Origin of the sequence: Aphanothece hegewaldii CCALA 016 (assembly GCF_003007785.1) — a bacterium.
GTDB classification, from domain to species: domain Bacteria; phylum Cyanobacteriota; class Cyanobacteriia; order Cyanobacteriales; family Microcystaceae; genus Chroococcus; species Chroococcus hegewaldii.
Map to the genome: position 1 here is coordinate 1 of NZ_PXOH01000032.1, position 25,841 is coordinate 25,841.

Below are 25,841 nucleotides of genomic sequence, written 5' to 3' on the forward strand. Positions count from 1 at the left end.
GAACCTGCTACGGGTTCGCGGATTCCGTCGATGTCTACTGGAGGTGCAGCGACGAAGGCGATTAAGAAACAGGTGGTAGCGGTAAGCAGGGTGGGGATCATTAGTACACCGAACCAGCCGACATATAGACGGTTGTTGGTGCTGGTGATCCACTGGCAGAACTGCTCCCATACTGACGCGCTTGAGCGTTGTTGTAGGGTGGTGGTCATTGCTTTATGATTCCTATTTGGTTTTCAAGGTTCAATTTGTATGATGTTTTTATCTTAAGCATTTTGTAACGGTTTGTAAAGAACTTTCACAAAAATATTACATATAAGATTTATAAGTTTTACTTATGTAAATATGAAATCGGAAAAATGTCTTGCAGTGAGCGTATTTTTTAGTTGACATTTGAAAACATAAAAGTTTGTCCCTCCCCCGTTTGAACACGCCAGAGGTTAGCGTAGATTCCTCCCAATTCAATTAATGCTTCATGGGTTCCACGTTCGACGATTTGCCCGTATTCCATGACATAAATACAATCAGCATGACGAATCGTAGACAGACGATGGGCTATTACAATTGTCGTGCGATGCTTGGTAATCTGTTCTAAAGAACGGGCGATCGCGGCTTCAGTTTCGTTATCGACAGAGGAGGTAGCTTCATCGAAAATCAAAATAGGTGGGTTTTTCAAAATCGCTCTAGCAATTGAGATCCGTTGTCTTTGTCCTCCGGATAACTTCTGTCCTCTCTCTCCGACAATTGTGTCGTATCTTTGAGGTAATTGCTCAATAAATAGATGAGCTTCGGCCAATTTAGCGGCTTTAATAATTTCCTCCATCGTCGCATCAGGATTACCATAGGCAATGTTTTCTTTAACCGTGCCATGAAAAAGAAAGACATCCTGACTGACTAAACCAATACTACGCCGTAAATCGTGAAGAAAAATTTTCCTGATATCGATCCCATCAAGGGTAATACTTCCTGTGGAAATTTCATAAAGTCTCAGCAACAATTTGATAAGAGTACTTTTTCCCGAACCCGTCGAACCAACGATCGCAATTTTCTGTTGTGCCGGAATCTTTAAGGAAAGGTTTTCTAAAATCGGATAACCTTCTTGATAAGCAAAAGAAACCTGATTTAAAATAATTTCCCCACGAAGTTCGCTTGATGGTAACGAGATATCACCAGAATAGATAGCGATCGGAGTATCTAAAAGATCCATCACCCGGTTAGTCGAAGCCATTGCCCGTTGATAGAGATCCAGTGTTTGTCCTAAACGAGTTAGCGGCCATAACAGGCGTTGAGTCAGGAAAACCAAAACGCTATAAGTTCCTACTGCTAACTCACCTTTGGCTACTTCCATGCCGCCAAATAAAAGTATCGCACAGAAACTCGCTAGAATAACAAGACGAATTAAAGGGATAAATGCTGCACTCAACTTGATCGCTTTACGGTTACTCTGACGATAGGCTTCACTTTCAATTCTGAGGCGTTCTATCTCGTAAGCTTCTGTAGTAAAGCTTTTAATCGTCATCATCCCATTCAAATTATTTGAAAGACGGCTGTTAAGATCACTAACTTTTTCTCTAACATCAGCATAACGAGGCGCGAGAAAATTTTGAAAGGCAACAGAACCCCAGAGAATCACAGGAATTGGTAACAAAGTCATCCAAGCGATCGTAGGAGTTAGCACAAAGAAAGCCGTTCCAATAACCACTACCGTTGTAAGAACCTGTAAAATCTCGTTAGCCCCAACGTCTAAAAATCGCTCTAATTGATTAATATCATCATTGAGGATCGATAAAAGAGAACCCGTCGAACGCTCCTCAAAATAAGCTAACTCCAAATCTTGGATATGGCTGTAAGCATCTAAACGTAGATCGTGTTGAATATTCTGAGCTAGATTACGCCAAATATACTCGTAGGCATATTCAAAAATCGATTCTAAGCCCCAAATTAAGACCGATAGAGCCGTTAAAATCAATAATTGACTAAAAACGTCATAAATTCCAAAACGAGCAATTACAGACTCTTGTGGCTTGACTACCACATCTACGGCGGCTCCGATCAATACTGGAGGAGCGAGATCGAAGAGTTTATTAAGGATAGAATAGATGGTCGCTTGTCTGATTTTATGGCGATAATTACGTCCATAATTGAGAAGACGAGACAGAGGATGGGCGCGTTTTAGATGAGTTGGCACAAGAAGAAGAAAAACTTGTTGTAATTGTTATATTCTATCGATTTAACAGGGCGTAAATCTGTCAAGTCACAAAGAGGGTTTGACGACCACACATCTACCCTTTTTTAAAAGATATAATTAAATCAGATTTGTTATCAGAAAACGAATCCTCACAGAATTATCGCATCATCGTTAGTTAACCTTTGTACACATTTCAGTCGAAATCCTTCAAAAGCAGGAAAAAGAAATGGCTAAATTACAACAGCGTCGCTCGGAAAATATCCAAGGTAATTTTTATGTTGATGATACTTGTATAGATTGTGATACTTGTCGCTGGATGGCTCCAGAGGTTTTTTATGAAGCGGGCGAGCAATCAGCAGTTTATCATCAGCCTAGTAATAGTATAGAAGAATTACGCGCATTACAAGCTTTATTATCTTGCCCAACTGCTTCTATTGGTACAGTCGAAAAACCCAAAGATATTAAAACAGTTCAAGAAAGTATTCCTATTTTAGTGTCAGAAAATGTTTATCACTGTGGTTATCATGCTGAAAATTCTTTTGGTGCAGCGAGTTATTTAATTGTTCGTCCTGAAGGTAATATTTTAGTAGATTCTCCCCGTTTCTCACCACCGTTGGTTAAGAAAATTGAAGCAATGGGCGGAATTAAATATCTCTATTTAACTCATCGAGATGATGTAGCCGATCATCAGAAATTTCATGAGCATTTCGGTTGCGATCGCATTCTCCATAAAGATGAAATATCGAGCGGAACCAAAGATGTAGAAATTAAAATATCAGATCATGAACCTTATTCTTTGGATTCTGAGCTTTTAATTATCCCCGTTCCAGGACATACTAAAGGTCATACTGTTTTATTGTATAACAACAAATATTTATTTACAGGCGATCATTTAGCTTGGTCGGAAACCCTCCATCATCTTTATGCTTTTAAATATGCTTGTTGGTATTCTTGGTCAGAATTAAAAAAATCAATGAAGAACTTAGCAAATTATACTTTTGAATGGGTCTTACCGGGTCATGGTCGTCGTTTCCAGACTGATGCAAAATCCATGAAACATGAAATGCAAGTGTGTTTAGATTGGCTAGAGAAAAATTAGTGATTGAGTTGATTTTGCTCGTCCCCACAAAATAGATATACTACAGTAATAAATAAAAGTTAACTTCTATTATGGTCTATGTCTAAGCGCAAAAAGCACGATCTTAAATGGATTAAAGAAACTCTAGAACTCGAAGAGAATCATAACTGGCAATCACAACCCGGTACTCGAATCTTTGTCGCCGGGAGAGGGGCTTTACGTTTTGATATTCCCGATAATTGGCATTTTGAACCGCAAGAAAATTCCTTTTGTTTTCTTGATCGCAAACCTCCTAAAGATGATTGTCGTTTAGAAGCTTCTTTTAATCTACTACCTCCTGGAAATTGGGCGGCGTTTCCTTTGGTTGATCTATTAAAAAAGGTGGTTAAAGATGATACGCGACAACCCATCGAACAAGACGAAATTCATCAATTTAAGCGACAAACTGCCCGCGTCGTTTGGACTCAATTTAAGTTTATTGATCCTCAAGAAAATCGTCCTGCTTATTCGAGAATTGCGCTCGGTTTAGGTTCTAATGTTCAATGTTTAATTACTTTCGATTATTGGGTAGATGATGCCGAAAGAGTAACCCCTGTTTGGGATCTGGTTATGTCTACTTTAGTTCTTGGTTTATTTATCCGCGATCCTAGAACGGGTTTTGCTTTACCCGACTAAATTAATTCGTGTGCTAAATATTTATTTATTTTTTATTTTGTTCAATATAATTGGCGATTTCTACGGCAATTTGTTTTTTACTAATCATTTTTTGCGGCTCCTGATTAGCGGTGACTAAATAGGCAATTTGTTCACCTTGGTTGCCGAATTCTTCGCCTCGATTCGCTATGACCGCCGAATAACCTTTGTTTAATCGATTTTGAGCGATTTCAATTAATTTCTCATGACTAACATTTTCTTGATATTTAAAAGTAATCATCGATAAATCAGGAAATTTATCTTTAACGACTTCAATAATTTTAATTGTTGGAACTAAATTAATTGTTTTTAAGACTCCCCCACTCGGCGTTTTACCGACTAATATTTCTTCGGGTTTATAGTCTGCTACGGCGGCGGTAAAGATTCCTACATCATATTTTTTATCACTTAAAGTGTTTAGAACTTGTGTTAAATATTCGTCATAAGTATCAATAATTTGATAAGGTAAATAAGATGGAGGTTGATAACTTCCTTGTCCATGAATTAAATGTACATTCGCCCCTCTTAAATACAGTTCTTCGGTAATTTCTACGCCTAAATGTCCAGTAAAACGATTTGTTATACGACGAATACTATCTATTAAAACGGGAGTTGGCCCACCAGTAATTAAAATATTCATTCCTTGTAGGGGAGAATGACTGATTAAACGACAAACCTCAACCGTAATTTCTTTTTCTGGGGGTAAATTATGTTTACCATAATCTTCTCTGGGTGGCATAATTGCAATACCCATTTGATGTAGTGTTTTCAATGATTCCGTTAGAATGGAATTATGTAAACTACCGTGCATCGTTGGAACAATCATAATCTTTGTTTTGCCTTGTTCCATACGACCGATCGCAGACGCTAGAGTTGTAGTAATTACGCCATCAGCAATACCATAACGCATTTTATTAATGGTGTTGTAGGTTGCTGGTGCGACTAAATACAAATCAAACGGTGTACGATCGCTTAAATGTTCGGCAGCAGGGGTAAGATGGGTGATGACGGGATTATTGGTACTCCATGCTAAGGTATCGATGGTGGTATAGCGTAACGCTTCATCTGAGGTAAACGCCACTACCTGCGCCCCATATCGTCGTAAGGCTCTAGCCAGTATGGGGGCTTTCATGGCGGCGATACCCCCAGTTACTAACAAAGCGATGCGCTTATTCTGTAAATGATATCCATCTAAGGGAACATCATGATCCTCTAAATCTGACTCAGGTGGTGGCGTAAAATCCCAAATTTTCATAGATAATTTTAGTAAAATGTAAATTAGTAGCGATCACTACAGACAAAATCGACAATTTGTCTAGGGCTTTGGTTGCGACTGCTCCGAGAAGAATAGTCAAAATCATTGCCTTGTCCGAGAACACCATTACGACAGTTAACCCACCATCTTTCGCGGTTATTATTGACGATCGCATCAAATTCTTGAACGGAGCCATTACGATAGTAACTCGATCGATCCACAACAAAATAACCCAGACCCGCAATATTGCCAAACTCTCGATAGCGACTGCTACCCCCACTACCTCCACTGTTACGAGATTCAAACACGCCACGACAGCCATTTCTCACCGTGACATATCCCCCATCAGCCGTCCAGTTGTTGCGACAAGATGCACTAGATAACTCTTCTACCAAGCGCACACCACCACGAGTATTGATCGGACAACTTTTCTTATTATTGTGGACACTCTCGCAGGTGACACGTTGTCTATTCCCGCTTCCACTATTCCCCCAATCGTCATTATTATTATTATTGCGACGAATGGCTTCAAAATCTCCCCGACAACCATTTCTAACCGTTATATACCCATCTCGATAAGACCAATTTCCATCACATGGTGTTTGAGAACGTTCTCGCACAAGACGAACGCCATTTCTTGCATCAATTCGACAACGATTAGTTTTCCCCCGTTCACTCTCACAACTAACATATTGAGCGAGCGCCGGTTTGGGAGCAAAAGGAATTGATGATAAAAACAGTACAAAAATTAGTATAGATTGATGCAGCATAAAAGATCATTAAAGCGTAAATGGACTAATAGGCTCAATATCTGGGTCATCTCCGCCGATTTGATTGGTACGAAGCACCCACACAGATGCACCCTGTTTTAAGAATACCTGAACAATTCGATCGCTTGCGAAACGAGGTAAAAGAGTTTTCCAACTGCTGATCCCTGTCCAAAGATTTCTTAGGGGTGCGTCTTCTAATGTACTACCCAGATTGTATTCGTTATTCTCCCAATCCGAACGAGGTGCGCCAAATGGTTGTAGTTCTTTTTGCAATGATTGGCCTAATTGTACTAATTGTTGATATCGGCCAGCCTGAATGGGGTTTCTTGAGAGCCAATTTTCAAACGAATGGTTAGAATTAATCATTTGCTGAATATGTCGAATACTAGCAAATAAAGCTTGATTGGAGTCTTGAGAACAATTATTCGCAGGTCCGACATAAGTTCCCCCTGTGCCATCTCCAATTCGATAACGTGCGGTCATTGCTTGTAGATGCAGTTCCATCATACTAAGAGCCGATTCTTTAATACCATCAAAATCAAAGTCAAATTCTTTAGTCACCGGTGTATGTTTGATTATTAGATCACACACGGGACGAACTCCCGCCCAACCAAATTGGCGATCGCCCATATACCGTGACCAATGTAATGTCCCTGCAATCAAACCATCGGTGTTGTGAGTATAGACTTGATAGTAACGAATATCAAATACTAATTCCCCCGCGATCGGTTCTCGAATCACTGTTGCTACACCATAGGCAAAATGACCAAAAAAGATCGGAGTTGCGGCGGCGGGTTCTTTTTTCTTACCCCCAATTCCGCCATAAACGTGTAAAACTAAACCTTGATCGCCTTCATTCCATGTCGATATCGCTTGTTGAATTTCTCCAGTTTCTTCGATATGTTTGCCCCCGCACAGTAAAACAGAGGAAATTTTCCCTTTTTGTTCTTTAATATCTGCCCATGTTTCTTGACGGATATACTGATAAGATGCTCTTGTTCCGAACAGCACTCGATCTGGTACAAGTCGTAGGAGCGATCGCGGTGCTAATGATTGCACGACAAAACGACCTTCTTGATCTTTTGCACCATAAATATACCATCCCGTATCATTGAGGAGAGATTGTTCAATTTTATTAACAGTTGAAGGATAACAGCCGTTTTGATCCGCTATTACAGGAGGCATTCGGACAACTTCAGTCACACCGTCAAAGTTTTTGCTATTGGGATTAAAATGAATGACTTTAAAGCGATCGGTTCCTGTAATTGGAGTAATAAATTTAACTAAAGCATAATAGCGCCCACTAATTTGTACTGGTTGTTCATGAATATACAAGTTATAACGTTTTGTCTTTTCCGATTGTAAAGACGCGCCATGGCGCGTCTCTACTTTTCCACATAGCATTACAATCACATCATCAACTGGACGAGAACCAGCTAAAGATTCTAGCGGATCGACTTGTCGCCAATGATTGAGGCGATCGGGATGTACTAAACCACCATATTTACTGGTATATTCGGCATCGGCACTAAAGTGTACATCGCGCAGTAAAGCCCGTCGCATATATTTAATATAAGGATCATTTCCCCATCTGAGATTTACGATCTGACCGATCAGATGTTCAAATTCTCTGGGTGTGTGATGGACTTTAAATAATACCCCACGTACTTGAGATCGCTCACTGAGTTCGGGTAAAATTAAACGCCCCATCCATTCGCCGATCGGTTGATATAAAGATAGATCAACGGTTTGTGTTAGGGGATAATAACTTGGACAATTTATATCTGCTTGTTTATAAAGTGCGTAGTTACTAAGCTGTTTATGAATTTGTGTGGTGGGTGTAATTAAAAGTTGTCCTCGTAAAATCTTTAAAATATAGTCGATGGTTTGCTGTAAGTGAGACCTTCCATCGGCAAATCGCGCATTAGGATCGAGTAAACCCCCCGGAACTTGATGACCTACTGGCCCTAATGAAATAATACTGATTTTTCCTCGTCGTTTCGCTCGATTCCAATAAGATAGAGAAAATATTTTCCAACGTCCTGGAAACATAATCGGGCCTAGGCGTTCTACACTGTCTTGCTCCCCTTTTAAATGATACAAATGTTCTAGTTTTAAAATATTACAATTACCACTGATCACCCCTCCCAAGGAAATCACGTCGATAGGTGCGCCAGTTGCCCGTCTTAAAAAAGGAGCCGAAGCAGCCGACATTTGACCCCCACCACTATAACCAATTAGAGTAATGGGAATATTACTATTTGGCTTATAACCATTACTAATCAGAGAATTATACATAATCTGAGCAATTCCCTGATTGTAGATCGGTCCGTACCGTTGATCGGCAGAAACCGCAACAATGAGAACATTACGAATGTTAACCATTAGTCCCAATAAACTCGCAGGATTAGCCAACCGTAAGCGATCGGCTGTACGCCACAAAAAGGCTAAAGGGCGATTTTCATCATCGAGGGGGTTATTCATGACTGAATAGGTCATTAAACCGCGAATTAAGGCGATATCATTTGGTAATGCAGGGGCTAAAGCATCGAGAAAATCTTCCACATCTGGTAAGTATTGGGAGCTAGATTGACCAATTCCATCTAAATATATTAAATATCGAGAAATATTCTCATTTTCTGAGATTGGTTCAGCAAGTTGACCAATATTAACGGTGGGATCAACTTCGTCACTGTACCAACCCGCCCACCAACCAAGGGTTTCTAAGGGTGCAAGAAGTCCAGCTACGGCGATCGCAATAAATCCGATCCAAAGGAGATCAAAACTCCATTGAAAAATGTTAGGCGCATTTTTGTACCAACCAAATAGATCGGATCTTAAGGGTTGTAATAAAACAGCAATGAGCAATCCTAAAATAATCATCCCAACTGAAAATAAGATGACTTCAATGGTTTTGGAGATACTACTCGGTTCTTTTTGTAAAGCGACTGTCGACCCTCCACCTAGTTGTACTCTGTTGGTTACGGGTGTTACTATTTCGCTTAATCCAGTTTGTATAAGTTGGACGATATCACGGTTACGGGTTTTGAGTTGTACTCCTGCTACAAGATCGGCTAACCAGCGTCCAAAATTAGCGATCGGTTGTCCGATTGTTTGTTGTAAAATCTGTAGAACAATCCAGCCAAAGGCTACATAACCAAACGCTATACCAGATGGAACCTGCGCGATCGCCGCAAAACCGACGACCATCGCTAATAAATGCCAAACAGAAAGAATCGAAATAATTGGAACGCCTAAGTAAGGTATAGCTCCCAGAAAACCTAGCAACAACGGCGCATAGCTTAAACCTAATACTTTTACTAAACTGCTAAAAGATAAATGTACTGACCCCGGAACTAAACAAATTAACCAAGTACTAAAAACTAGAAATAAAAAACCGAATGTATATAAAACTGCATTGATCAGTAAGCTGAAAATAAAGCGAATCGGTGTGACGCGGTTAACGAAAAGTATAATAATTTGACCAAAGCCAACCGATAAACCTGACAAAAGTGCTATGGGTGTAGCATATAATAAGCCATTTGTCAAGCTATTAATCTCTTGGAAATCTTGAAACTGTAAGCTTAATGCGCCTTGTGTGAGTGTCCACAGTTCATATAGGTCTAGCATAGGCATAATTGGCTTTAAAAAAAGCAAACAATAACCACAATCACACAAAATTATCAACGATGTGTCTAATTCTGATAAGATCAGCAACAGTTTAGTTACAAAACTTTAGACTTATTAACTTATGTATTTATTATCTACTACTTCTACGGGTACATTTCCAACTTATTTCGTGGCTGTCTATGTGATTGGGTTTATTGCTGCTGTTACAATCGGATCGATCGCTTGGTACAATTCTAAACGACCTGCAGGATGGGAAAATACCGATCGTCCTGATTTTGTACCAAAACTAGATGTAGAAGAACAAGCATCCGATCAAAGTAAAAATAATTAATGTGAAATCCTCGCTAATCTATTTGATAAGTTTAGAGTTAAGGTTCCCAAAACACTAAAAAAACTCTGCCCTAAAAGACAGAGTTTGACTGGAGATAAGTTATATAGACACGATCTTAGAAGGTAAATGTACCGCGAAGTGTACCAATAAATACGTCTTCGTTATCTCCTTGAAGACGCGCTTGGGAAGGATTTTTAATCCAGATGACACCAGGAGTGAAAGAAATATTATCGGTGACTTGGTATTTGTAGAAGACTTCGACGTGAAGCGGTGCATTGTACCGTCTTTGATCGGCGGCTCCATCAGCCGGGTTTATATTTGCATTTAAACCAGCTACATAGGGAGGTACACCAGCAAAGATACCTAAAACGTTTCCAGACTTAAATAAGTCAGGGAAGGAAACACCACCACCATAACTCCAAACTTCGGCATTACCTCGGCCTAAAAGTGTGACATCAGAATACATCCCGAAAGCACTGACACTCAACCAGTCAGTTAATCGGAGTGCGCCTTGTAGACCATAGCTATTCGTGACTTTTTGACGGAAATCAACAGACCAGCCACTGTTAGTTAAGAAAGATTCGGAGAAGTTAGCCAGTTCTGTACCAACTGTATTGGTAAAGATCGCACTATCCGCACTGTGGTAACCGTGAACATAGGTTGCACCGATCGCTAATTTGTCAAACAAGTTAAAGTTTAACTGACCATAAGCGGCATAGTCACCATTAAATAAACCAGCACCTTCACGGGGATCATTAGCAAAAGGAGCTAAATAACCAACCGTTATTGCTGCATTTGGTCCGAGAATTCCGCCACCGATGGGAAGGCTGATACCACCACCAGAACCGCCACCAATTCTGAAGATTGGGTTTTCTGAAGCAAAAGTCGATAGCGCACCATTACCGCCGTCGTAGTCTTCAAAGAAGGGGTTTGTCGTCGGTAAGAAGTCGCTAGGAATACCACCCCAAGCCGAAACGTATAAGCTGACGGGGCCAACTGGAGTATAGTAAGCTAACCAGTCGATTAAGGCATCGTTATCGGTACTCGGTGCTAGGTTAAACGTTTGTTTTAAAGTAGGACTAGCAACATTATCTAAAGGAGTTGTGCCAATATTACCGTTGGGGTAAAATCTGACGGTTTCAAAATCTAACTCAAACGGATTACCAGAACCTGCGGCAATCCGAGTGACTAAACGATCTTTACCGGTGAAACTTGTATTAAAAGATAAACGTACCCGACTTTGGAAAGCGGTTTGTACTGATTCATCTGTATCACCAAAAACATCGGTAACAGCGAAGATGACTTCACCCGCTAATTTAGTCGTTGTTGAAAACTGATGATCTTCTAAGAAGGAGACTCTTGATTCTAAATTATCAACTCTTGCACCCAAAGCGGCGAGTTCAGCTTGGAACTCTTCCATTAATCTTTTGAGTTTGTCGATATCTTCACGGGCTACGCTAACGCCATCTTGGATAAGACGTTCCATCGTGTTCATACAAGCGTTTAAACCGGCGGCAAATTCCCAACGGGATAGCGCACGGTTGCCGCGAAAGGTTCGATCGGGATAACCTACAATACAACCATAGCGTTCTACTAAGCTTCTGAGTGCTTCAAAAGCCCAAGCCGTAGGTTCTACGTCTCGTAATTGGTTAACACTTGTTACCTGATCTTGTGTGGCTAGAGAGCCTTCTGCACCGTAATCTTCGAGTTGATTAACGACTGGGTTCGATGTTGGTTGAACCTGATTCGTATTCTCAGTTGTAAAACCCGTTTGACTATCTTCAATCGTGGTCAGCGCCTCATTAGCTTGAGCCGGAGACGAAACTGCTAACGCAATTCCTAAAAGCGCTGGGCTGATTAGTAATGATTTCCAAGTCAGCTTAGACATTTTAAATTTTCCTCACACCATACACCATTATGGAAGTTACTTCACGTTCAACGTTTATAACCTCATTGTTCATTGTATTATATATAAATTAATTGGGCGTAAAAAAATAGACAGTTTAAAAATTTTTCTTATTTCCTTAAAATTCTTGCCCCAAAGACCTATATAAATAGACTATCCGCCCTTAATCTTTGAATTACCCGATCATTGATTGGTAATACAAAGAATAAAGGCGGTCTAGCGGGTCTCCTAGTTAATGTCTGACTGCCGGAAGAATCTCCAGATTGCCAGTCTTAAAGGGTTAAGTCTGAGAGCTAGAGAACAGCCCCGGCACACAGCCGACTTGCATCAACTAGGTGACCCATGCTTTTACTACTTTCTATCATGGGCATCACCTCCTTATTCCCTAAATGGCTTTTACTAAAATCTAACTATTTACAGCTTAACTAACTCGAAGAGAAAATGCAAGGCAAGAATTGAGAAATCTTTGGGCAACCGCAGGATATCCCCCAAAATGTACGTGTAAGTAAGACGCATGGAGATTAGCCACCGTCCATCCTTCTGCTATTTGTGGCGCATTTTTGGACAAACCTTCCAGCAAAAACAGGGGATACATTGGAAGTGGCGTAATTTGGGAACGGTGAAACTCATGTCCCCAAATACTAGATCCTGCTACGATCGTTGAACTGTCTTGTTGTGCGGTTCCTTTTCGATACCCTAAAGTTAAACTTTTTCCCATCTGTGTCAATGCGGGCAATACGCCAACCATCGGCCAAATTTTCTGTTCAAAATCAATTAGATGCTCACACAAATACATTAAACCGCCACATTCGGCATAAGTGGGCATTCCAGAAGCGATCGCTTTTTTCACCGCTTCTCTAACGGTTTGATTTTCGGCTAATCTTTGAGCAAACATTTCTGGAAAACCGCCGCCAAAATATAAGCCTTTTAATCCTAATGGTAAACTCGGCTCCTCTATGGGACTCCAAAAAACAAGCTCGGCTCCTAATTTTTCTAATGTATCTAAATTATCTTGATAGTAAAAACTAAATGCTTTATCCTGCGCCACTCCAATTTTAACGGAATTCACTTTAGCGGTTTCTAGAATCAAGTTGGGTGAGGGAGGGATAAAACCTCGCTTAACCGTTAATAATGGTAAAAGAGTTTCCCATTTTAAACTTATTTGCGCTTTTGTGGCTAATTGTTCAAATAATGGGTTTAAATCGGGGATTTCTTGAGTTGGGACTAATCCTAAATGTCGATCGCGTAGGGTAATTAAATCATGACGACGAAAAACCCCAAAAATCGGCATATTTACCTTCAATAAAGCTTCTTCTAACAGTTCTAAATGTCGATCGCTTCCGACTTTATTTAAGATTACACCTGCTAATTTTACTCTGGGATCAAAACAACGATAACCCCTCGCTATCGCTGCGACAGAGCCTGAAAGACGACTACAATCAATCACTAAGATAACGCTCAGATCAAGAATTCTAGCAATATGGGCTGTACTTGCATAGTCCCTATTTTGCTCTAGTTTTACTCCATCAAATAATCCCATTACCCCTTCGATTAGTGCATATTTTGTATTTTGTGAATAATAATTGAAACAAAATTTAACATAATCTTCTGAAGTTAAAATTGGATCTAGATTACGACAGGGACGCTTAGTAATCGCTGTATGAAACATGGGATCGATATAATCTGGCCCAACTTTAAAAGATTGAACTTGCTCACCTTGTAGGATTAAAAAAGATAAAATCGCTAAAGTTATTGTCGTTTTACCTACGCCACTTCTTTCGCCTGCAATAATAATCGACATTATTTTTTTGGGGGAAATTTAGTACCCATCTCCGTCATAGCCGAAAATATTAAATATAAAATTAGGACTGCTACACCCAGTAAAAACAAAATTAGGTCATCATTCATAAAAAATCTGGATTAAAATAGAAAATATACACAATTATTTCAATCAATTAAAGCGAATTGGTTCAGTTTATTGACTAAAATGAGAAGTATCACCATTTAATTCCATTTTCCATTTATCGCCTTTGCGGACTATTTTAACAAGAGCGCAAAAAGAAGTATTAATATTTGGCTCAGTTCCGATTAATTCGACAGTCGTACCTAGGATAGATGCTTTGTGACCTACCAATAAGATATTGTCAGAAAAACGAGAAACTAATCGTTTAGCGGTAAGGGCTGTCCGTTGCTGCATGAGCTTTTCACTTTCTGGATATTGAGGAATCACACAAGATGTATAACTCCAATCAATGCGGGAATAATTTAGCTCAAGCATTTCGAAGAAGTGTAGTTGTGGTGTATTGCTCATCCACTGAGGGTTTAGCCATTCGCTTAATCCAAATTCTAATTTAATGGGGAGATCCAAAAGTTCTGCCACTGGATAAGCGGTTTGAATCGTTCTTAAAAAAGGAGAAGAAAAAATGTGACTAATCTTTTCGCCTTGTAGTCTTAAAGCGAGATCTTGGGCTTGAATTAGTCCATCATCTGAAAGGGGCGGATCATAACGTCTTGGTGCAGTATTAAACCACTCAGGATTAACAAAATCGTAACGGTTACCATGTCTTGCCATCCAAATTGTTTGTGACATTTTTAAAATGATTGAAACGAGTTTTGTGATCTTTGTCACTAAATTTTACCCAAAAAAATTGTCCTTTTTTTCGTCAAACGATTTTAATTTTCTGTTGTCTAGGATGCACTAATTTTAACCGAATCCGATTAATCTATGAGTACAGTTTTGATACTCATTCCCCGATTATCCCTTTTCTCAGAATATAGGAAGATTAATTAAAAAAGCTTTACAATACTTTACAGTATGTGTATAATTATTAAGGATAAGTAAACAATTATTTTCGCCAAGGAGACAACAAGGAGACAACAAGTACTAGCCATATAAACCGAAAAATGCTTATTTTTTAGGAGGCTACCCAGTTGAAGAAATTTTATCTACTTAGCTTACTTGTCTGTATCTTACTATCGATCTTTATATTAGAGTTAACAAATCTATAAATAACTCTCATAACTTATTCTCGATAACCAAGCACTCACATCAATAGCCTTAGCCTTGTTTTCCCAACTATTAATTAGAGCGATGCACTCGTCATGAAAACTCCAAAAAATCCCACTGATCCAGTCCGCGCCTATCTCAGAGAAATTGGTCGAGTTCCACTCCTCACCCATGAAGAGGAAATCGTCCTAGCCAAGCAGGTACAAAGACTCATGGATTTAGAAAGAATTAAAGAGTCATTAGCGAACAAACTAGGCTACGAACCCACACCCAGCGAGTGGGCGCAGGTGGCGAAAATTTCCGAAGAACAGCTAAACCGCGAAATTGGTGCAGGAGATTATGCTAAACGTAAGATGGTTGAAGCGAATCTGCGTCTAGTTGTTTCCGTCGCTAAGAAATATCTTAAACGAAATCTAGATTTACTAGATCTGATTCAAGAAGGTACGATCGGAATGCAGCGCGGTGTCGAAAAATTTGACCCCACCAAAGGATATCGATTTTCAACCTATGCTTATTGGTGGATACGTCAAGCGATCACACGAGCGATCGCAGAAAAAAGCCGTACAATTCGCCTACCCATTCACATCACCGAAAAACTCAATAAAATTAAAAAAGCACAACGCTACCTTGCTCAACAAAATGGTCATGCAGCAAGTGTTACAGAATTAGCCGAAGAACTGGAACTCACACCCAGACAAGTTAGAGACTACTTAGAAAGAGCGCGACAGCCCCTTTCATTAGACCTCAGAGTTGGGGATAATCAAGATACAGAATTAGGCGAACTATTAGAAGATACAGGGCCATCTCCAGAGGATTTCGCTACCCATGCGTCTTTACAAATCGACCTCGAAAAGCTAATGGAAGATCTCACCCCCCAACAACGGGAAGTTTTAGCCTTACGTTTTGGACTTTGGGACGGTCAACCGCTTACTTTAGCTAAAATCGGTCATCGTCTTAATATTAGCCGAGAACGGGTCAGACAAATTGAACGGGAAGCCCTAGCCAAACTGAGAAAACGTAAAGCGAATATCAAAGAATATCTCGCAAGTTAATCAAAAGTCGGGGAACTGAATCTTAAGGTACGGTTCTACCGACTCCCAACCCTTTTAAAAAGCTGTTAAATTAAAGGAACAAGAATCGAAATCAGACTATTAATTTTTTTTCTCACCCAAAAGACCACAGGAGGCCAACACGTGAATAATGAATTGAATCGTCAAGGATTTTTTAATCAAGATGGTGAAGCTGGCGAAAGCCTGTGGCAATATGTACAATCATTGAGTCCCGAAACAATCACTCAACTGTCTAAACCCGATTCATCAGAAGTCTTTCAAGTCATGGAACGTAATATTATCGGTTTACTCGGTAATCTTCCTTCTGAACATTTTGGCGTAACCGTGAATACCAGTCGAGAAAATTTAGGACGTTTACTCGCTTCTGCTATGATGAGTGGTTACTTTCTCCGCAATGCCGAACAACGTATGAACTTTGAAAAATCTTTGTTTAGCATCCAAAGTCATACTTCAGAAGACGGGTTTACTGAATAATAAGATTATTCATGTCTAAAGCAACAGACAAGATCTTTTATCGACACATCGTGAAGAGCGAAAAACGGGTGGCCACACGTCACCCCCTCAAGTAATTAATTTTCGTTTTGTTGATTCTCTAACTGTTCTAAGCGTTGTTCTACCCTCATCAACCGTTCCATGAGAGTAAGGCGATCGCTTTCTTCTGTGATGCTGTAACCGATTAGTTGATTAATGCGGTTTTCGTGTTGGTTGTTAAGAGCGACTAACTTAAATATCTCCTCTACCAGAATCGATATAGTTTCTCGTTCCCGTTCTTGCTGATCTTTTAACCTGATTTGACTTTCCTGTAATTCTTTTTGAACAGCCAACATCTGCTCTATGGTTTTTTGAATTTCTTCACCAGTCATTTTTGTTAAACTCCTATTATATAAGTTTTCCGTCAATCCCTTAGAGGTCAGATTCCGCAGGACTAATCATATTATGGGTTAATTAGACGGGTTTAATTCTTCATTTTAGTATGCTCCTTGCGGGAAGAATTCTACTCTGGCGACAAAACCAAGATCCTTACTCGATTTTGGTTTGGTAAAATAATACTTGCTGCAAACCCCGTTATTCTCCATGACAGAAACTACCGCGCCTATTCCTCATAAACAAATCGGTGTCGCCGTCATCTATAATGAACTTGGACAAATATTAATTGATCGTCGTCCCGAAAAAGGTTTACTCGGTGGACTTTGGGAGTTTCCGGGGGGCAAAATAGAACCCAACGAAACCGTAGAAGAATGTATCAAGCGAGAAATTAAAGAAGAAATTGATATAGAAATAGAAGTCAATGATTTACTAATTATTGTTGATCATGCTTATACTCATTTTCGCGTCACCTTACAAGTCTACAACTGCCGCTATCTCAGTGGTGAACCGCGTCCCATTGAATGCGAAGAAATTAGATGGGTAACGATCGATGAAATTACACAATTTCCCTTTCCTAAAGCTAATATTGAAATAATTAAAGCGTTAAACAATAAAAAATTAGACAAATAAGACACAATTCTTATGATAAAAATGTGTTAAAATATGCAGCCGCGCCAAGATATCATAGAAATCTTTTCAACATTTATCAAATTTGAAGCCGATCGCTTTAGTGGTTGGGCAAAAGATCCACAACTGCGTCGGAGTATGCAGTATAGCTTAAAACAATTTCCTCAAACAGATCATTTAGAAAATTTCTGGGCGTTTTATTGGTACAAACAATGGCAACAACAGAATGGGAATTTAGCCAAAACACATTTATCAGCCTACTTACAAGAAACCTGTTATTGGACATCACAAAAAATAATCACCCCTTTAGGCAACAAACATTATAAATTATCAGACTGTTTTCAAGTAGCGATCGCACGCATCGAGAAAATTCTTAAAGGTTTTAAACCAGATCCGAGGGCAACACTCAAAACATATGCGGCGGTTGCTTTTCGTAATTTAATAAAAGATGAACTGCGTCAAAGATCCCAAGTTGAGTTATGTAATGATTGGGGACTATTGCATAAAATCAGCAAAAAACAACTTAAAGAATCATTAGAAAACGCGGGACTAAACCAAGAAACCATTAATCGCTATTGTTTAGCGTGGAATTGCTTTACAACTATAGACTTTCCTAAACAAAGTAGCCGCATCCGTCAACTAAGTCAAAGCGATCAAAAAACATGGGAAGCGATCGCAAAACTTTACAATCGTCAGCGTCTCACTCAACTTTCCGCATCTGAACCCCAATGCAGCCCCCAAACTCTCGAAAAATGGCTGTTTTTGAGTGCATCTTTAGTCCGTACTTATCTCTATCCTCCCATTCATTCCCTGAATATGCCTAAATCTGGGGAAGAATACGGCAAATTGGAAATATCTGAGAATCTCTCAACGCCTTTAGATGAATCGCTTTTGACTGAGATGATCGCAGTTGAAGAAAGCCAACAAAGACAAAGCCAACACAATCAGATCAATACTATCTTAACTTCAACTTTAGCCCAAATCGAACCATCTTTTCAACAGCTTTTACAACTTTATTACCAACAACAACTCACTCAGCAAGAAATCGCTAAAACCTTACAGATGCAACAGTATCAAATTTCACGCCGCCTCACTAAAGCCAGAGAAATATTATTACTAGCATTGGTGCGATGGAGTGAAGAAACCTTGCATATTACCGTAACATCCACCGTAAAAATAGACATTACTACAATATTAGAGGAGTGGTTGCAGAATTATTATCACAATATCAGCGATCGCTCATCCCTACCCAAACCATGACTTTTTCTTTCGATACCACAACCCAATTATGGCTAGAAATATCGCCCGCGTCTATTGAGCAATCTTGGCAACAAAGCCAGTCTTGTTCGACTCCTGAAGGGCGTTGGCATACCTATCTTAATCAAATTTGTCTAAATACCTTCCTACCTTGGTTACAAGCGGAATATGAGCCAAATGCGACAGCTTGGCAAACTTTGCATCCATTGGCGGCTATTTGGGAAGTTGTCAACGGCACAGCTATAGAAATTCAAGGAAAGCGACTCATTTTAATTCCCAGTAAAAGCCTAGATACAAGCGAATTTTATATCCCCCAAGAATGGGTAGATTTACCCAGTTGGATTGGTGATTATTATCTTGCCGTACAAATCAATCTTGATGAGGGCTGGCTGAGAATTTGGGGATATACCACTCATCAAGAAATTGTAGCCAAAAGTAGCTATGACGCAAGCGATCGCAATTATTATCTTGAAGAAGAGTTTTTAAATCAAGACATAACACTTTTATGGGTGATCCGTCAAGTATCTCCCGCAGAACCGACACGGGCAACCTTACCCATTACTCAAACCCTACAACAAAATTATGGCGCGTCTCTACTGCAACGCTTGAGTAACCCAGACTTGGCACTGCTTAGACTACAAGTTCCCTTTGAATTTTGGGGAACCTTACTCGAAGAATCTAGCACACTAGAACGCTTGTATCAACAGCGACGAGGGGTAAAGCAGATCGTAAACTTAGGTCAATGGTGGCAAAATCGTTTCGAGGAGACTTGGCAATCGCTCGAAAACCTAATGGAAACGGGTTATAACGCGTCTTTACTCAATTTGAGAGATTCAGAACAAAATGTCATTAAACGAGTTAAATTGGTCAATTTAGAAGGAACTGATCGCCAATTTGTCTTACTATTGGTATTAGAAACCGAACCCGATCGCCGTCTTGGTATTCGTGTGCGACTCGGAACAACAGAAAGCCCACTTTGTTTACCCAGTAATCTTAGATTAGCCTTAATTTCAGCATCAGGAGAAATCCTCCAATCTGTAGAGGCACGTTCCGTCGATAACTTTATTCAATTAAAACGTTTTAAATGTCCGAAAAAAATGCGTTTTAGCATCGAAGTATCTTTAGACAATTTCAGTTTTATAGAAGAATTCACCACCTGAAAAAAAATGGACAAAAGTCAGTTGGTTGTCTTAAATTTAGGGAAAGGAGACTGGAAACAGGGCTATACTACAGTTATCGCCCAACTTTGGCAATCTAATCCTCATCCACTCCAATTTACTGCAAGCTTACCGAAATCACCAGAATTAGAACTCGCTTATCAAAACTGGCAATTACTCTTATCTGCTCATTATTCTAGTTTGGGTTGGCGTTATCGGACGTGGGAAATTGAAATAGAGTCAGAAGATGTGACACATATTTCGAGTATTGAATTTCAGCAAGCTTGTGATGAACTACAAAATCAGCTTAATTTATGGTTAAATGCGGCATCTTTTCGCCCAATAGAAAGACAACTCCGAACTTATCTTAGTCCAACAGATGAAATACGCCTGATTATTGTTTCAGAAAATCGGACGATACTTCGATTTCCTTGGTGTATATGGTCTTTTTTTGACGATTATCCACAAGCAGAACTCGCAGTTAGTTTACCAGATTATGCTCGCTCGGTGCAAAAACAGACAACTCATAAAAACGATCGCATCAAAATTTTAGCAATTTTAGGCAATGGACAAGGCATCGATTTAGAGCCAGATCGCTTATTATTAGAACAATTACCCAACGTCGAACTACAATTTTTAGTAGAACCAACAAGAACAGACTTAGATAGACATCTTTGGGAGAGTCGATATGATATTCTGTTTTTTGCGGGGCATAGTTCCAGCCAAGGACAAGGGAAAATTCAGATTAATAGCAGAAATAGTCTGACAATTCCTCAGCTAAAATATGCTCTCAAAAATGCGATCGCGCAAGGTTTACAATTAGCTATTTTTAATTCTTGCGATGGTTTAGGTTTAGCTTGGGACTTAGAAGATCTCCATTTACCCCAAGGTATTGTCATGCGGGAACCCGTACCCGACATAATAGCACAAGAATTTTTAAAACACTTTTTATCCGCCTTTGCTAGAGGAGAATCTTTCTATCAGTCTGTCAGAGAAGCAAGAGAAAAATTACAGCCAAGAGAAACCGAGTTTAAGTGTGCGACATGGTTTCCTGTAATCTTTCAAAACCCCGCTCAAATTCCTCCAACTTGGCGCTCATTGCTACCCAAAATTGAGGAAATACCCATTACTAGAGCAAAAACGAACTATCAAAAACTACTGATTAATAGTTTAGTCGTGACAGCGATCATTGTTGGACTAAGATGGTTAGGAATGCTACAACCACTGGAGTTATGGGCATTCGATCGCTTAATGGGTTTGCGACCAACTGAAACACCCGATCCTCGTCTGCTGATCGTTACTGTAACCGAAAAAGATATCCAAGCACAAGGAGAAGAAGCACGACGCGGATCTTTATCAGATGAAGTGCTAAATCGACTCCTAGTTATATTAGAATCGAATCAACCACGAGCAATCGGTTTAGATATTTATCGAGATTTTCCCGTAGAGACGCGCCATGGCGCGTCTCTACATCCAGACTTAAAAACGCGCCTACAAAAAAGCGATCGCCTGATAGCCATTTGCAAGCGTAGTGATGGAGAAAATGATCCAACTGGGATCGCCGCCCCGCCAGAAATACCCCTCTCACGATTGGGTTTTAGCGATTTTATTGCTGATAACGATGGAATTTTACGCCGTCATCTCCTATTTATGTCGCCCTTACCCGTTTCCTCTTCTTGTACCACAGCCTATAGTTTTAGTGTCCAATTAGCATTTCTCTATCTTCATGGTCAAGGAATTTCGCCTACTTTTACAAAAGAAGGAAATTTACAATTAAAACAGACGATTTTTACTCGTTTAATAAGCAGAACAGTCGGTTATCAATCGATTGATGCCAGAGGCAGTCAAATAATGCTGAATTATCGCGCCCTAGACTCACCTCGCCAAATTGCGGATCAAGTCACTTTATCCCAAGTTCTCAAAGGAGAAATTAACCCGAAAGCAATTAAAGATCGAGTCATTTTAATTGGAGTTACGGCTAATAGTACAGCAGATTACTGGGCTACACCATATGGGGCGGGATCTTTAGCTAAAATTCCAGGCGTATTCATCCAAGCACATATGCTAAGTCAAATCTTAAGTGCTGTTTTAGATAATCGTCCTCTGTTGTGGTATTTGCCTCAATGGGGTGAAATTATTTGGATTTGGGGTTGGTCGTTAACCGGTGGCTTTCTGGCTTTCCGTTTTCACCCCCGCTCTGACTTGGGACGTTCTGGAATTATAGCAGGAGTAACGTTATCGGGAACCTGTTTTCTGTTGCTCCTCTGTGGTGGTTGGTTGCCCTTGGTTCCAGCAATATTCGCTTTGGTGGTGACTGGAACGCGGATCAGGATAATTGATGGAAAAATAGAGAGAGAGGAAAATGCAAAAAACAAAATTTTGGATTAGGACGATCGCTTTAACTTATACACTGACTACTGTACTCATTAACTCATCGGTCTACGCTTCTACTGAACCTAATGTCATCCAATTTGTACCACCGCCACCCCCTGACACAGGAGAACCAACAGGACGAGTTCAAGGTGGGGGAAGTCGCGGAAATTGCCGTAATGATCGGTCTTTGATGGCTCTTGTTCCTGTGACAAAGACGGCGGAAAAATCCTATGTTTGGGGGTTAACGACTGCCGAACATCCTACATTGATGTTTTATGTCCCAGAACGAACAACTGCTGAAACTGTAGAATTTGTTTTACAGGATGAAAGCGATAACGAAATTTATACCACACGATTTACTTTAACGAAAACAGTGTCAGGTATTGTGAGAATTTCTCTTCCTGCGACAACTTCCCCCTTAATTATAGGTAAAAAGTATCGTTGGATATTTTTAATGGAATGTGACCCCCAAAGTCCCTCTAATTCGGTTTTTGTTCGAGGTACAATTGAACGAGTGGCGATCGGGGCTACACTTTTAGAGCAACTTAAAACCACTCAAACGCCTTTAGAACGTGCTACTGTTTACGCCGCCAACGGGATTTGGTACGATGCTTTAACGAGCCTCAGTGAGCAAGATAATCTCAATTCACCAACCATTCAGACGGCATGGATTGACTTATTAGAGCAAGTGGGTTTGGCTCCTATGGCTCGAACTCCGATCGTTTGGCAAACCGACGATTAAAGCCAATTTCTACGCTACCGCAAAATCTGTGTACGATCGCATCTTAGGTTCATGGAATGCTAATACAATATCTTCCTTGTCAACACCTGCACGAACTAGATCAGTTGCGATCCCTTCTTCAGTCCAATCCTCTTCGATCCAAAATTTGCTATCTTTAAGACGAACGTAGACAGTTATACCCATAAGACGTTCACTGTTAGGCCAACCTAGATTCATCCAGATATAATGACCCTTTGGCTTATCTACAATTAAAAATGTTTCGAGATCTGGGTTATGGCGACGGTTACACAATTCTACATACTCCGTCAAGATACGTTCAATCATTTGGGGATATTCAGTTAATTTATCCATTGTCTAATCTCCTCTGTTTCTGTATCTACAACAATGAGTGGCAGTTGATGTTTATTGAGGACAAGTTGAATTACATCTTGCTTAAAGCCAATTTCCGATTAAAACAAAAGAAGCCCAATAAACAGGATATCGATAATCTGGATCTCGTAAAAGGGATAATTGAGCTTGACGAAGGGCTTCAGCTTTAGTTACTGTTTTGGTTTTGGTGGCTAATTCCCGATAAAATTGACTGAGCAAGGGAACAGCCGACGCATCATCGACATTCCACAAAGAAGCGAGTACACTACGCGATCGTGATCTGACTACAACCCCCGCTAGTCCTAATGCGGCTCGATCGTCTCCTTCGGCTGTTTGGCACGCACTCAAGACTAATAATTCTAGTGCTTCGGAGTTCGTTTTATCCCTCACTAAAAGCAATGTTTTTAATTCGTTAACATTAATCGGTTTGTCCCATGCTAAAATAAAGGTTTGCTCGGCTTTGGAACTAAATTGACCGTGAGTGGCTAGGTGGACAACGGAAAAAGGAACAGATTCTAGTTCTTGTTGCAGTTCGGAACTGGTAAAGGTTTTATCTAATAAGACTTGTGATGGTACTTGCGTTTGTATGTTTTTGAGTTCTTCGATAACATTGGGTAATGCGATAAATCCATGACGTTCCTGGGTAAGTCCGGCTAATAGTACGTTGAGTTTTTTCTGTAGTAAGGGTTTGGGGTTGAGCAATTGGAGTCCAGGGGCAATGGCGATCGCGTATTTTTCGATTAAATATTGTTGTCCATCAAAAAGAGCAGCCATCGGTACATTACGCAATTCTCCGTCTAATACAAATACTAATGTTTTAATCTGATTCTGAGTTAAATTTGCTGCTATGGGTTGAATTAACCAGTTATAGACTTGTTGAGCTAAAGATTTTCCGACTGAGGTAATATAAGGTTTTTCGAGATAATAGCGCAGTTGTTCTAAATCTTTTTTGACTTTTTGTTCTGATACAGAAATACTATAGTGACGGAGAGGTTGTTCTGGCAAGCTGAGAATGATTTCTATGCGATCGGTTAAAATAATGGGATAGATTACGGCTGCTTCTGTTTGAGGGATTTGATCGATGGGTACTTTCTGTCCTTCTAGACAAGCAGAGCGAAAGAAGTCGTTTAATTCGGCTATTTGTAAGGCTTCGATGACTTCACGAGCTTTTTGTAAGTTGCTTGGGTTTTCGGTGTCTGTGGAACTCAACAGTAAATCGACCAATTGACGATAGACGGGTTCTACGCTTTCACGGAAAGAAAATTGTATATCTGAATTAATTGCAACGAGATTACTACGCAGGGATTGCAGGGTATTAAATGCGGCGTTATAATAGTTTATGGCTATTTCGGCTTGTTTTTGGGCTTTGAAAATACGTCCTAATTGCCATTGCCACTGATAGGCTAAATCTGGCGCATTGGCTAGAAGTAATGCTTGTTCACTGAGTTTTTGTGCGTTTGACCATTGCTGGGATTTTTCGTAAAGTTGCCCCAAATAGCCCAGAGCATAGGATTCAGCACGACGATCGCTAAGTGTTTTGGCTTGTTGAACAGCAGTAACTAAAAGTTTAGCAATGTTAAGCGGCTGTCGGTCAGGAAATTTAAGTAAACTTTGGGCTAAGTTAATTTTGCTATAAATTGCTATGCGAGAAATAGGTAAATCATCGATCTGTTTTTCAATGATTGTAGCGAGGTTTTTGGCTTGTTGCGATCGCTCTAATTCTAAAAGTAGATCCAGTTCATTTAGTTGGGACTGAACCCGCAGAATTGTTGTTCCAGAAAGGTTAGCGGCTTTTTGATAGTGAGTTAAAGCGATTTCGGGTTCTTGTTGCGATCGCAGAGTATTTCCTAAACTCAGAAGTGTTGCGGCTATTTCTGATGATCCTTGTTCTTGGGCAAGTGCTAAACTTTGTTCGAGAACGCGTTTAGATTCCTCAAACTCACCAATTGCTTGTAAAGTATTACCCAGACTTCGTAACCCAGTTATTTTAAGTTGTAGATTAGATTGTTGCTGAAGAATTTCTTCACTTTGAACTAAGGTTCTTTTCGCACTTAAATAAAGTCCTAATGTTTGCTGTGCTTGGGCTTGATTGAGTAAACTACCTATATAGCCTATTTCATCGGCTACTTGATGATAAATGGCGGTTGCTTGTTGCCATGTTTCTAAGGCGGTTTCGGTTTGTCCTTGGGTATATTGTAGACTTCCCTGGGCGTTTAAAGCTTGGGCTAATAGGGATAATTGCTCAGGATGATTGGTTTTTAAACGTTTTAGACTTTCTGCGATCGATCTATTCGCTTCCTCCCACTGTCCTAGTTTTTGGTACGCCAGCGAGAGATAATTCAATACTAGGATCTGGTTTAGTTCATCATCTTGTGAGTAATATATTTTTAGGGCTTGTTGCCACACTGTAACGGCTTGATAGAATTGTTCTAACTGATAGAATTCCCTGCCCTGCTGCACTATTTCACCAACCGCAGAAGTTTTATTGAAACTTATTAAATTTGCTTGACTTTTTTTATATATT

At 39.9% G+C, this 25,841-nt stretch carries 20 protein-coding genes and 1 pseudogene; 10 read left to right on the forward strand and 11 right to left on the reverse strand.

The genetic code is table 11. From position 1 onward, the window contains the following. Both C7H19_RS20305 and C7H19_RS20310 read right to left on the reverse strand, forming a co-directional pair. Positions 1–209: pseudogene (locus C7H19_RS20305) on the reverse strand (photosystem II q(b) protein); the annotation flags it as partial. 170 nt (positions 210–379) lie between these two features. After that, positions 380–2,185: an ABC transporter ATP-binding protein gene (locus tag C7H19_RS20310; RefSeq protein ID WP_106458747.1), complete on the reverse strand. Its 1,806-nt coding sequence runs from the start codon at positions 2,183–2,185 to the stop codon at positions 380–382. Between the two features lie 226 nt (positions 2,186–2,411). On the opposite strand from C7H19_RS20310, the gene C7H19_RS20315 reads away from it, so the two are divergent. Together C7H19_RS20315 and C7H19_RS20320 are read left to right on the forward strand one after the other, a co-directional pair. Further along, positions 2,412–3,284 carry an MBL fold metallo-hydrolase gene (locus C7H19_RS20315; RefSeq protein WP_106458748.1) on the forward strand — a complete coding sequence of 291 codons (873 nt, stop codon included), beginning with the start codon at positions 2,412–2,414 and terminating at the stop codon, positions 3,282–3,284. 78 nt (positions 3,285–3,362) lie between these two features. Next, positions 3,363–3,938, forward strand: coding sequence for a hypothetical protein (locus tag C7H19_RS20320; RefSeq protein WP_106458749.1), 576 nt, complete (start codon positions 3,363–3,365; stop codon positions 3,936–3,938). A 25-nt stretch (positions 3,939–3,963) separates the two neighbouring features. Here the strand turns inward: C7H19_RS20320 and coaBC are convergent, their stop codons facing one another. The 3 genes from coaBC to C7H19_RS20335 are packed head-to-tail and all read right to left on the reverse strand — an operon-like array spanning position 3,964 to position 9,611. Continuing rightward, on the reverse strand, positions 3,964–5,211 hold the full coding sequence (coaBC, locus tag C7H19_RS20325) for a bifunctional phosphopantothenoylcysteine decarboxylase/phosphopantothenate--cysteine ligase CoaBC (protein WP_106458750.1): 1,248 nt from the start codon (positions 5,209–5,211) through the stop codon (positions 3,964–3,966). Between the two features lie 23 nt (positions 5,212–5,234). After that, a complete protein-coding gene (locus C7H19_RS20330; protein WP_106458751.1) occupies positions 5,235–5,981 on the reverse strand; it encodes a DUF3011 domain-containing protein in 747 nt (248 codons plus the stop codon). 9 nt (positions 5,982–5,990) lie between these two features. Further along, positions 5,991–9,611, reverse strand: coding sequence for a CAAX protease (locus tag C7H19_RS20335; RefSeq protein ID WP_245927674.1), 3,621 nt, complete (start codon positions 9,609–9,611; stop codon positions 5,991–5,993). A 121-nt stretch (positions 9,612–9,732) separates the two neighbouring features. On the opposite strand from C7H19_RS20335, the gene psb35 reads away from it, so the two are divergent. Continuing rightward, complete coding sequence (gene psb35 / locus C7H19_RS20340; RefSeq protein ID WP_106458753.1) at positions 9,733–9,942, forward strand: photosystem II assembly protein Psb35; 210 nt, start codon at positions 9,733–9,735, stop codon at positions 9,940–9,942. A 115-nt stretch (positions 9,943–10,057) separates the two neighbouring features. Here the strand turns inward: psb35 and C7H19_RS20345 are convergent, their stop codons facing one another. The 3 genes from C7H19_RS20345 to C7H19_RS20355 all read right to left on the reverse strand — a co-directional run bounded on the left by C7H19_RS20345 (position 10,058) and on the right by C7H19_RS20355 (position 14,438). Next, the gene (locus C7H19_RS20345) at positions 10,058–11,830 is read right to left on the reverse strand and encodes an iron uptake porin (protein WP_106458754.1); all 1,773 of its coding nucleotides are present in this window, start codon (positions 11,828–11,830) and stop codon (positions 10,058–10,060) included. A 439-nt stretch (positions 11,831–12,269) separates the two neighbouring features. Further along, complete coding sequence (locus C7H19_RS20350; RefSeq protein WP_219907700.1) at positions 12,270–13,643, reverse strand: cobyrinic acid a,c-diamide synthase CobB; 1,374 nt, start codon at positions 13,641–13,643, stop codon at positions 12,270–12,272. Positions 13,644–13,823: 180 nt separating this feature from the next. Continuing rightward, entirely contained in the window at positions 13,824–14,438 is a 615-nt protein-coding gene (locus tag C7H19_RS20355) for a histidine phosphatase family protein (protein ID WP_106458777.1), read from the reverse strand. 512 nt (positions 14,439–14,950) lie between these two features. Between C7H19_RS20355 and C7H19_RS20360 the strand changes: the two genes are divergently transcribed. After that, the gene (locus C7H19_RS20360) at positions 14,951–15,907 is read left to right on the forward strand and encodes an RNA polymerase sigma factor, RpoD/SigA family (protein ID WP_106458756.1); all 957 of its coding nucleotides are present in this window, start codon (positions 14,951–14,953) and stop codon (positions 15,905–15,907) included. Positions 15,908–16,048: 141 nt separating this feature from the next. Continuing rightward, positions 16,049–16,399, forward strand: a complete 351-nt coding sequence (locus C7H19_RS20365) for a DUF760 domain-containing protein (protein ID WP_106458757.1) — start codon at positions 16,049–16,051, stop codon at positions 16,397–16,399. A 95-nt stretch (positions 16,400–16,494) separates the two neighbouring features. On the opposite strand, the gene C7H19_RS20370 is transcribed toward C7H19_RS20365, so the two are convergent. After that, complete coding sequence (locus tag C7H19_RS20370) at positions 16,495–16,788, reverse strand: hypothetical protein (protein WP_106458758.1); 294 nt, start codon at positions 16,786–16,788, stop codon at positions 16,495–16,497. Between the two features lie 211 nt (positions 16,789–16,999). Here C7H19_RS20370 and mutT point away from each other — a divergent pair, with 211 nt between their 5' ends. Genes mutT through C7H19_RS20395 form a run of 5 tightly spaced genes read left to right on the forward strand, consistent with a single transcriptional unit; the run spans position 17,000 to position 22,948 of the window. Further along, entirely contained in the window at positions 17,000–17,422 is a 423-nt protein-coding gene (gene mutT / locus C7H19_RS20375; protein WP_106458759.1) for an 8-oxo-dGTP diphosphatase MutT, read from the forward strand. A 33-nt stretch (positions 17,423–17,455) separates the two neighbouring features. Further along, on the forward strand, positions 17,456–18,679 hold the full coding sequence (locus C7H19_RS20380; protein ID WP_106458760.1) for a sigma-70 family RNA polymerase sigma factor: 1,224 nt from the start codon (positions 17,456–17,458) through the stop codon (positions 18,677–18,679). After that, on the forward strand, positions 18,622–19,836 hold the full coding sequence (locus tag C7H19_RS20385) for a DUF1822 family protein (protein ID WP_219907697.1): 1,215 nt from the start codon (positions 18,622–18,624) through the stop codon (positions 19,834–19,836). Before C7H19_RS20380 ends, C7H19_RS20385 begins: the two co-directional genes overlap by 58 nt. A 6-nt stretch (positions 19,837–19,842) precedes the next feature. Continuing rightward, entirely contained in the window at positions 19,843–22,221 is a 2,379-nt protein-coding gene (locus C7H19_RS20390) for a CHASE2 domain-containing protein (protein WP_106458762.1), read from the forward strand. Further along, complete coding sequence (locus tag C7H19_RS20395) at positions 22,196–22,948, forward strand: DUF928 domain-containing protein (RefSeq protein WP_106458763.1); 753 nt, start codon at positions 22,196–22,198, stop codon at positions 22,946–22,948. The genes C7H19_RS20390 and C7H19_RS20395 overlap by 26 nt, the downstream gene beginning before the upstream one ends. 9 nt (positions 22,949–22,957) lie before the next feature. Here C7H19_RS20395 and C7H19_RS20400 read toward each other — a convergent pair whose 3' ends face one another. Beyond that, the gene (locus tag C7H19_RS20400) at positions 22,958–23,299 is read right to left on the reverse strand and encodes a XisI protein (protein WP_106458764.1); all 342 of its coding nucleotides are present in this window, start codon (positions 23,297–23,299) and stop codon (positions 22,958–22,960) included. 81 nt (positions 23,300–23,380) lie between these two features. Then, complete coding sequence (locus C7H19_RS20410; RefSeq protein ID WP_219907698.1) at positions 23,381–25,777, reverse strand: CHAT domain-containing protein; 2,397 nt, start codon at positions 25,775–25,777, stop codon at positions 23,381–23,383. Positions 25,778–25,841 lie beyond the last annotated feature (64 nt).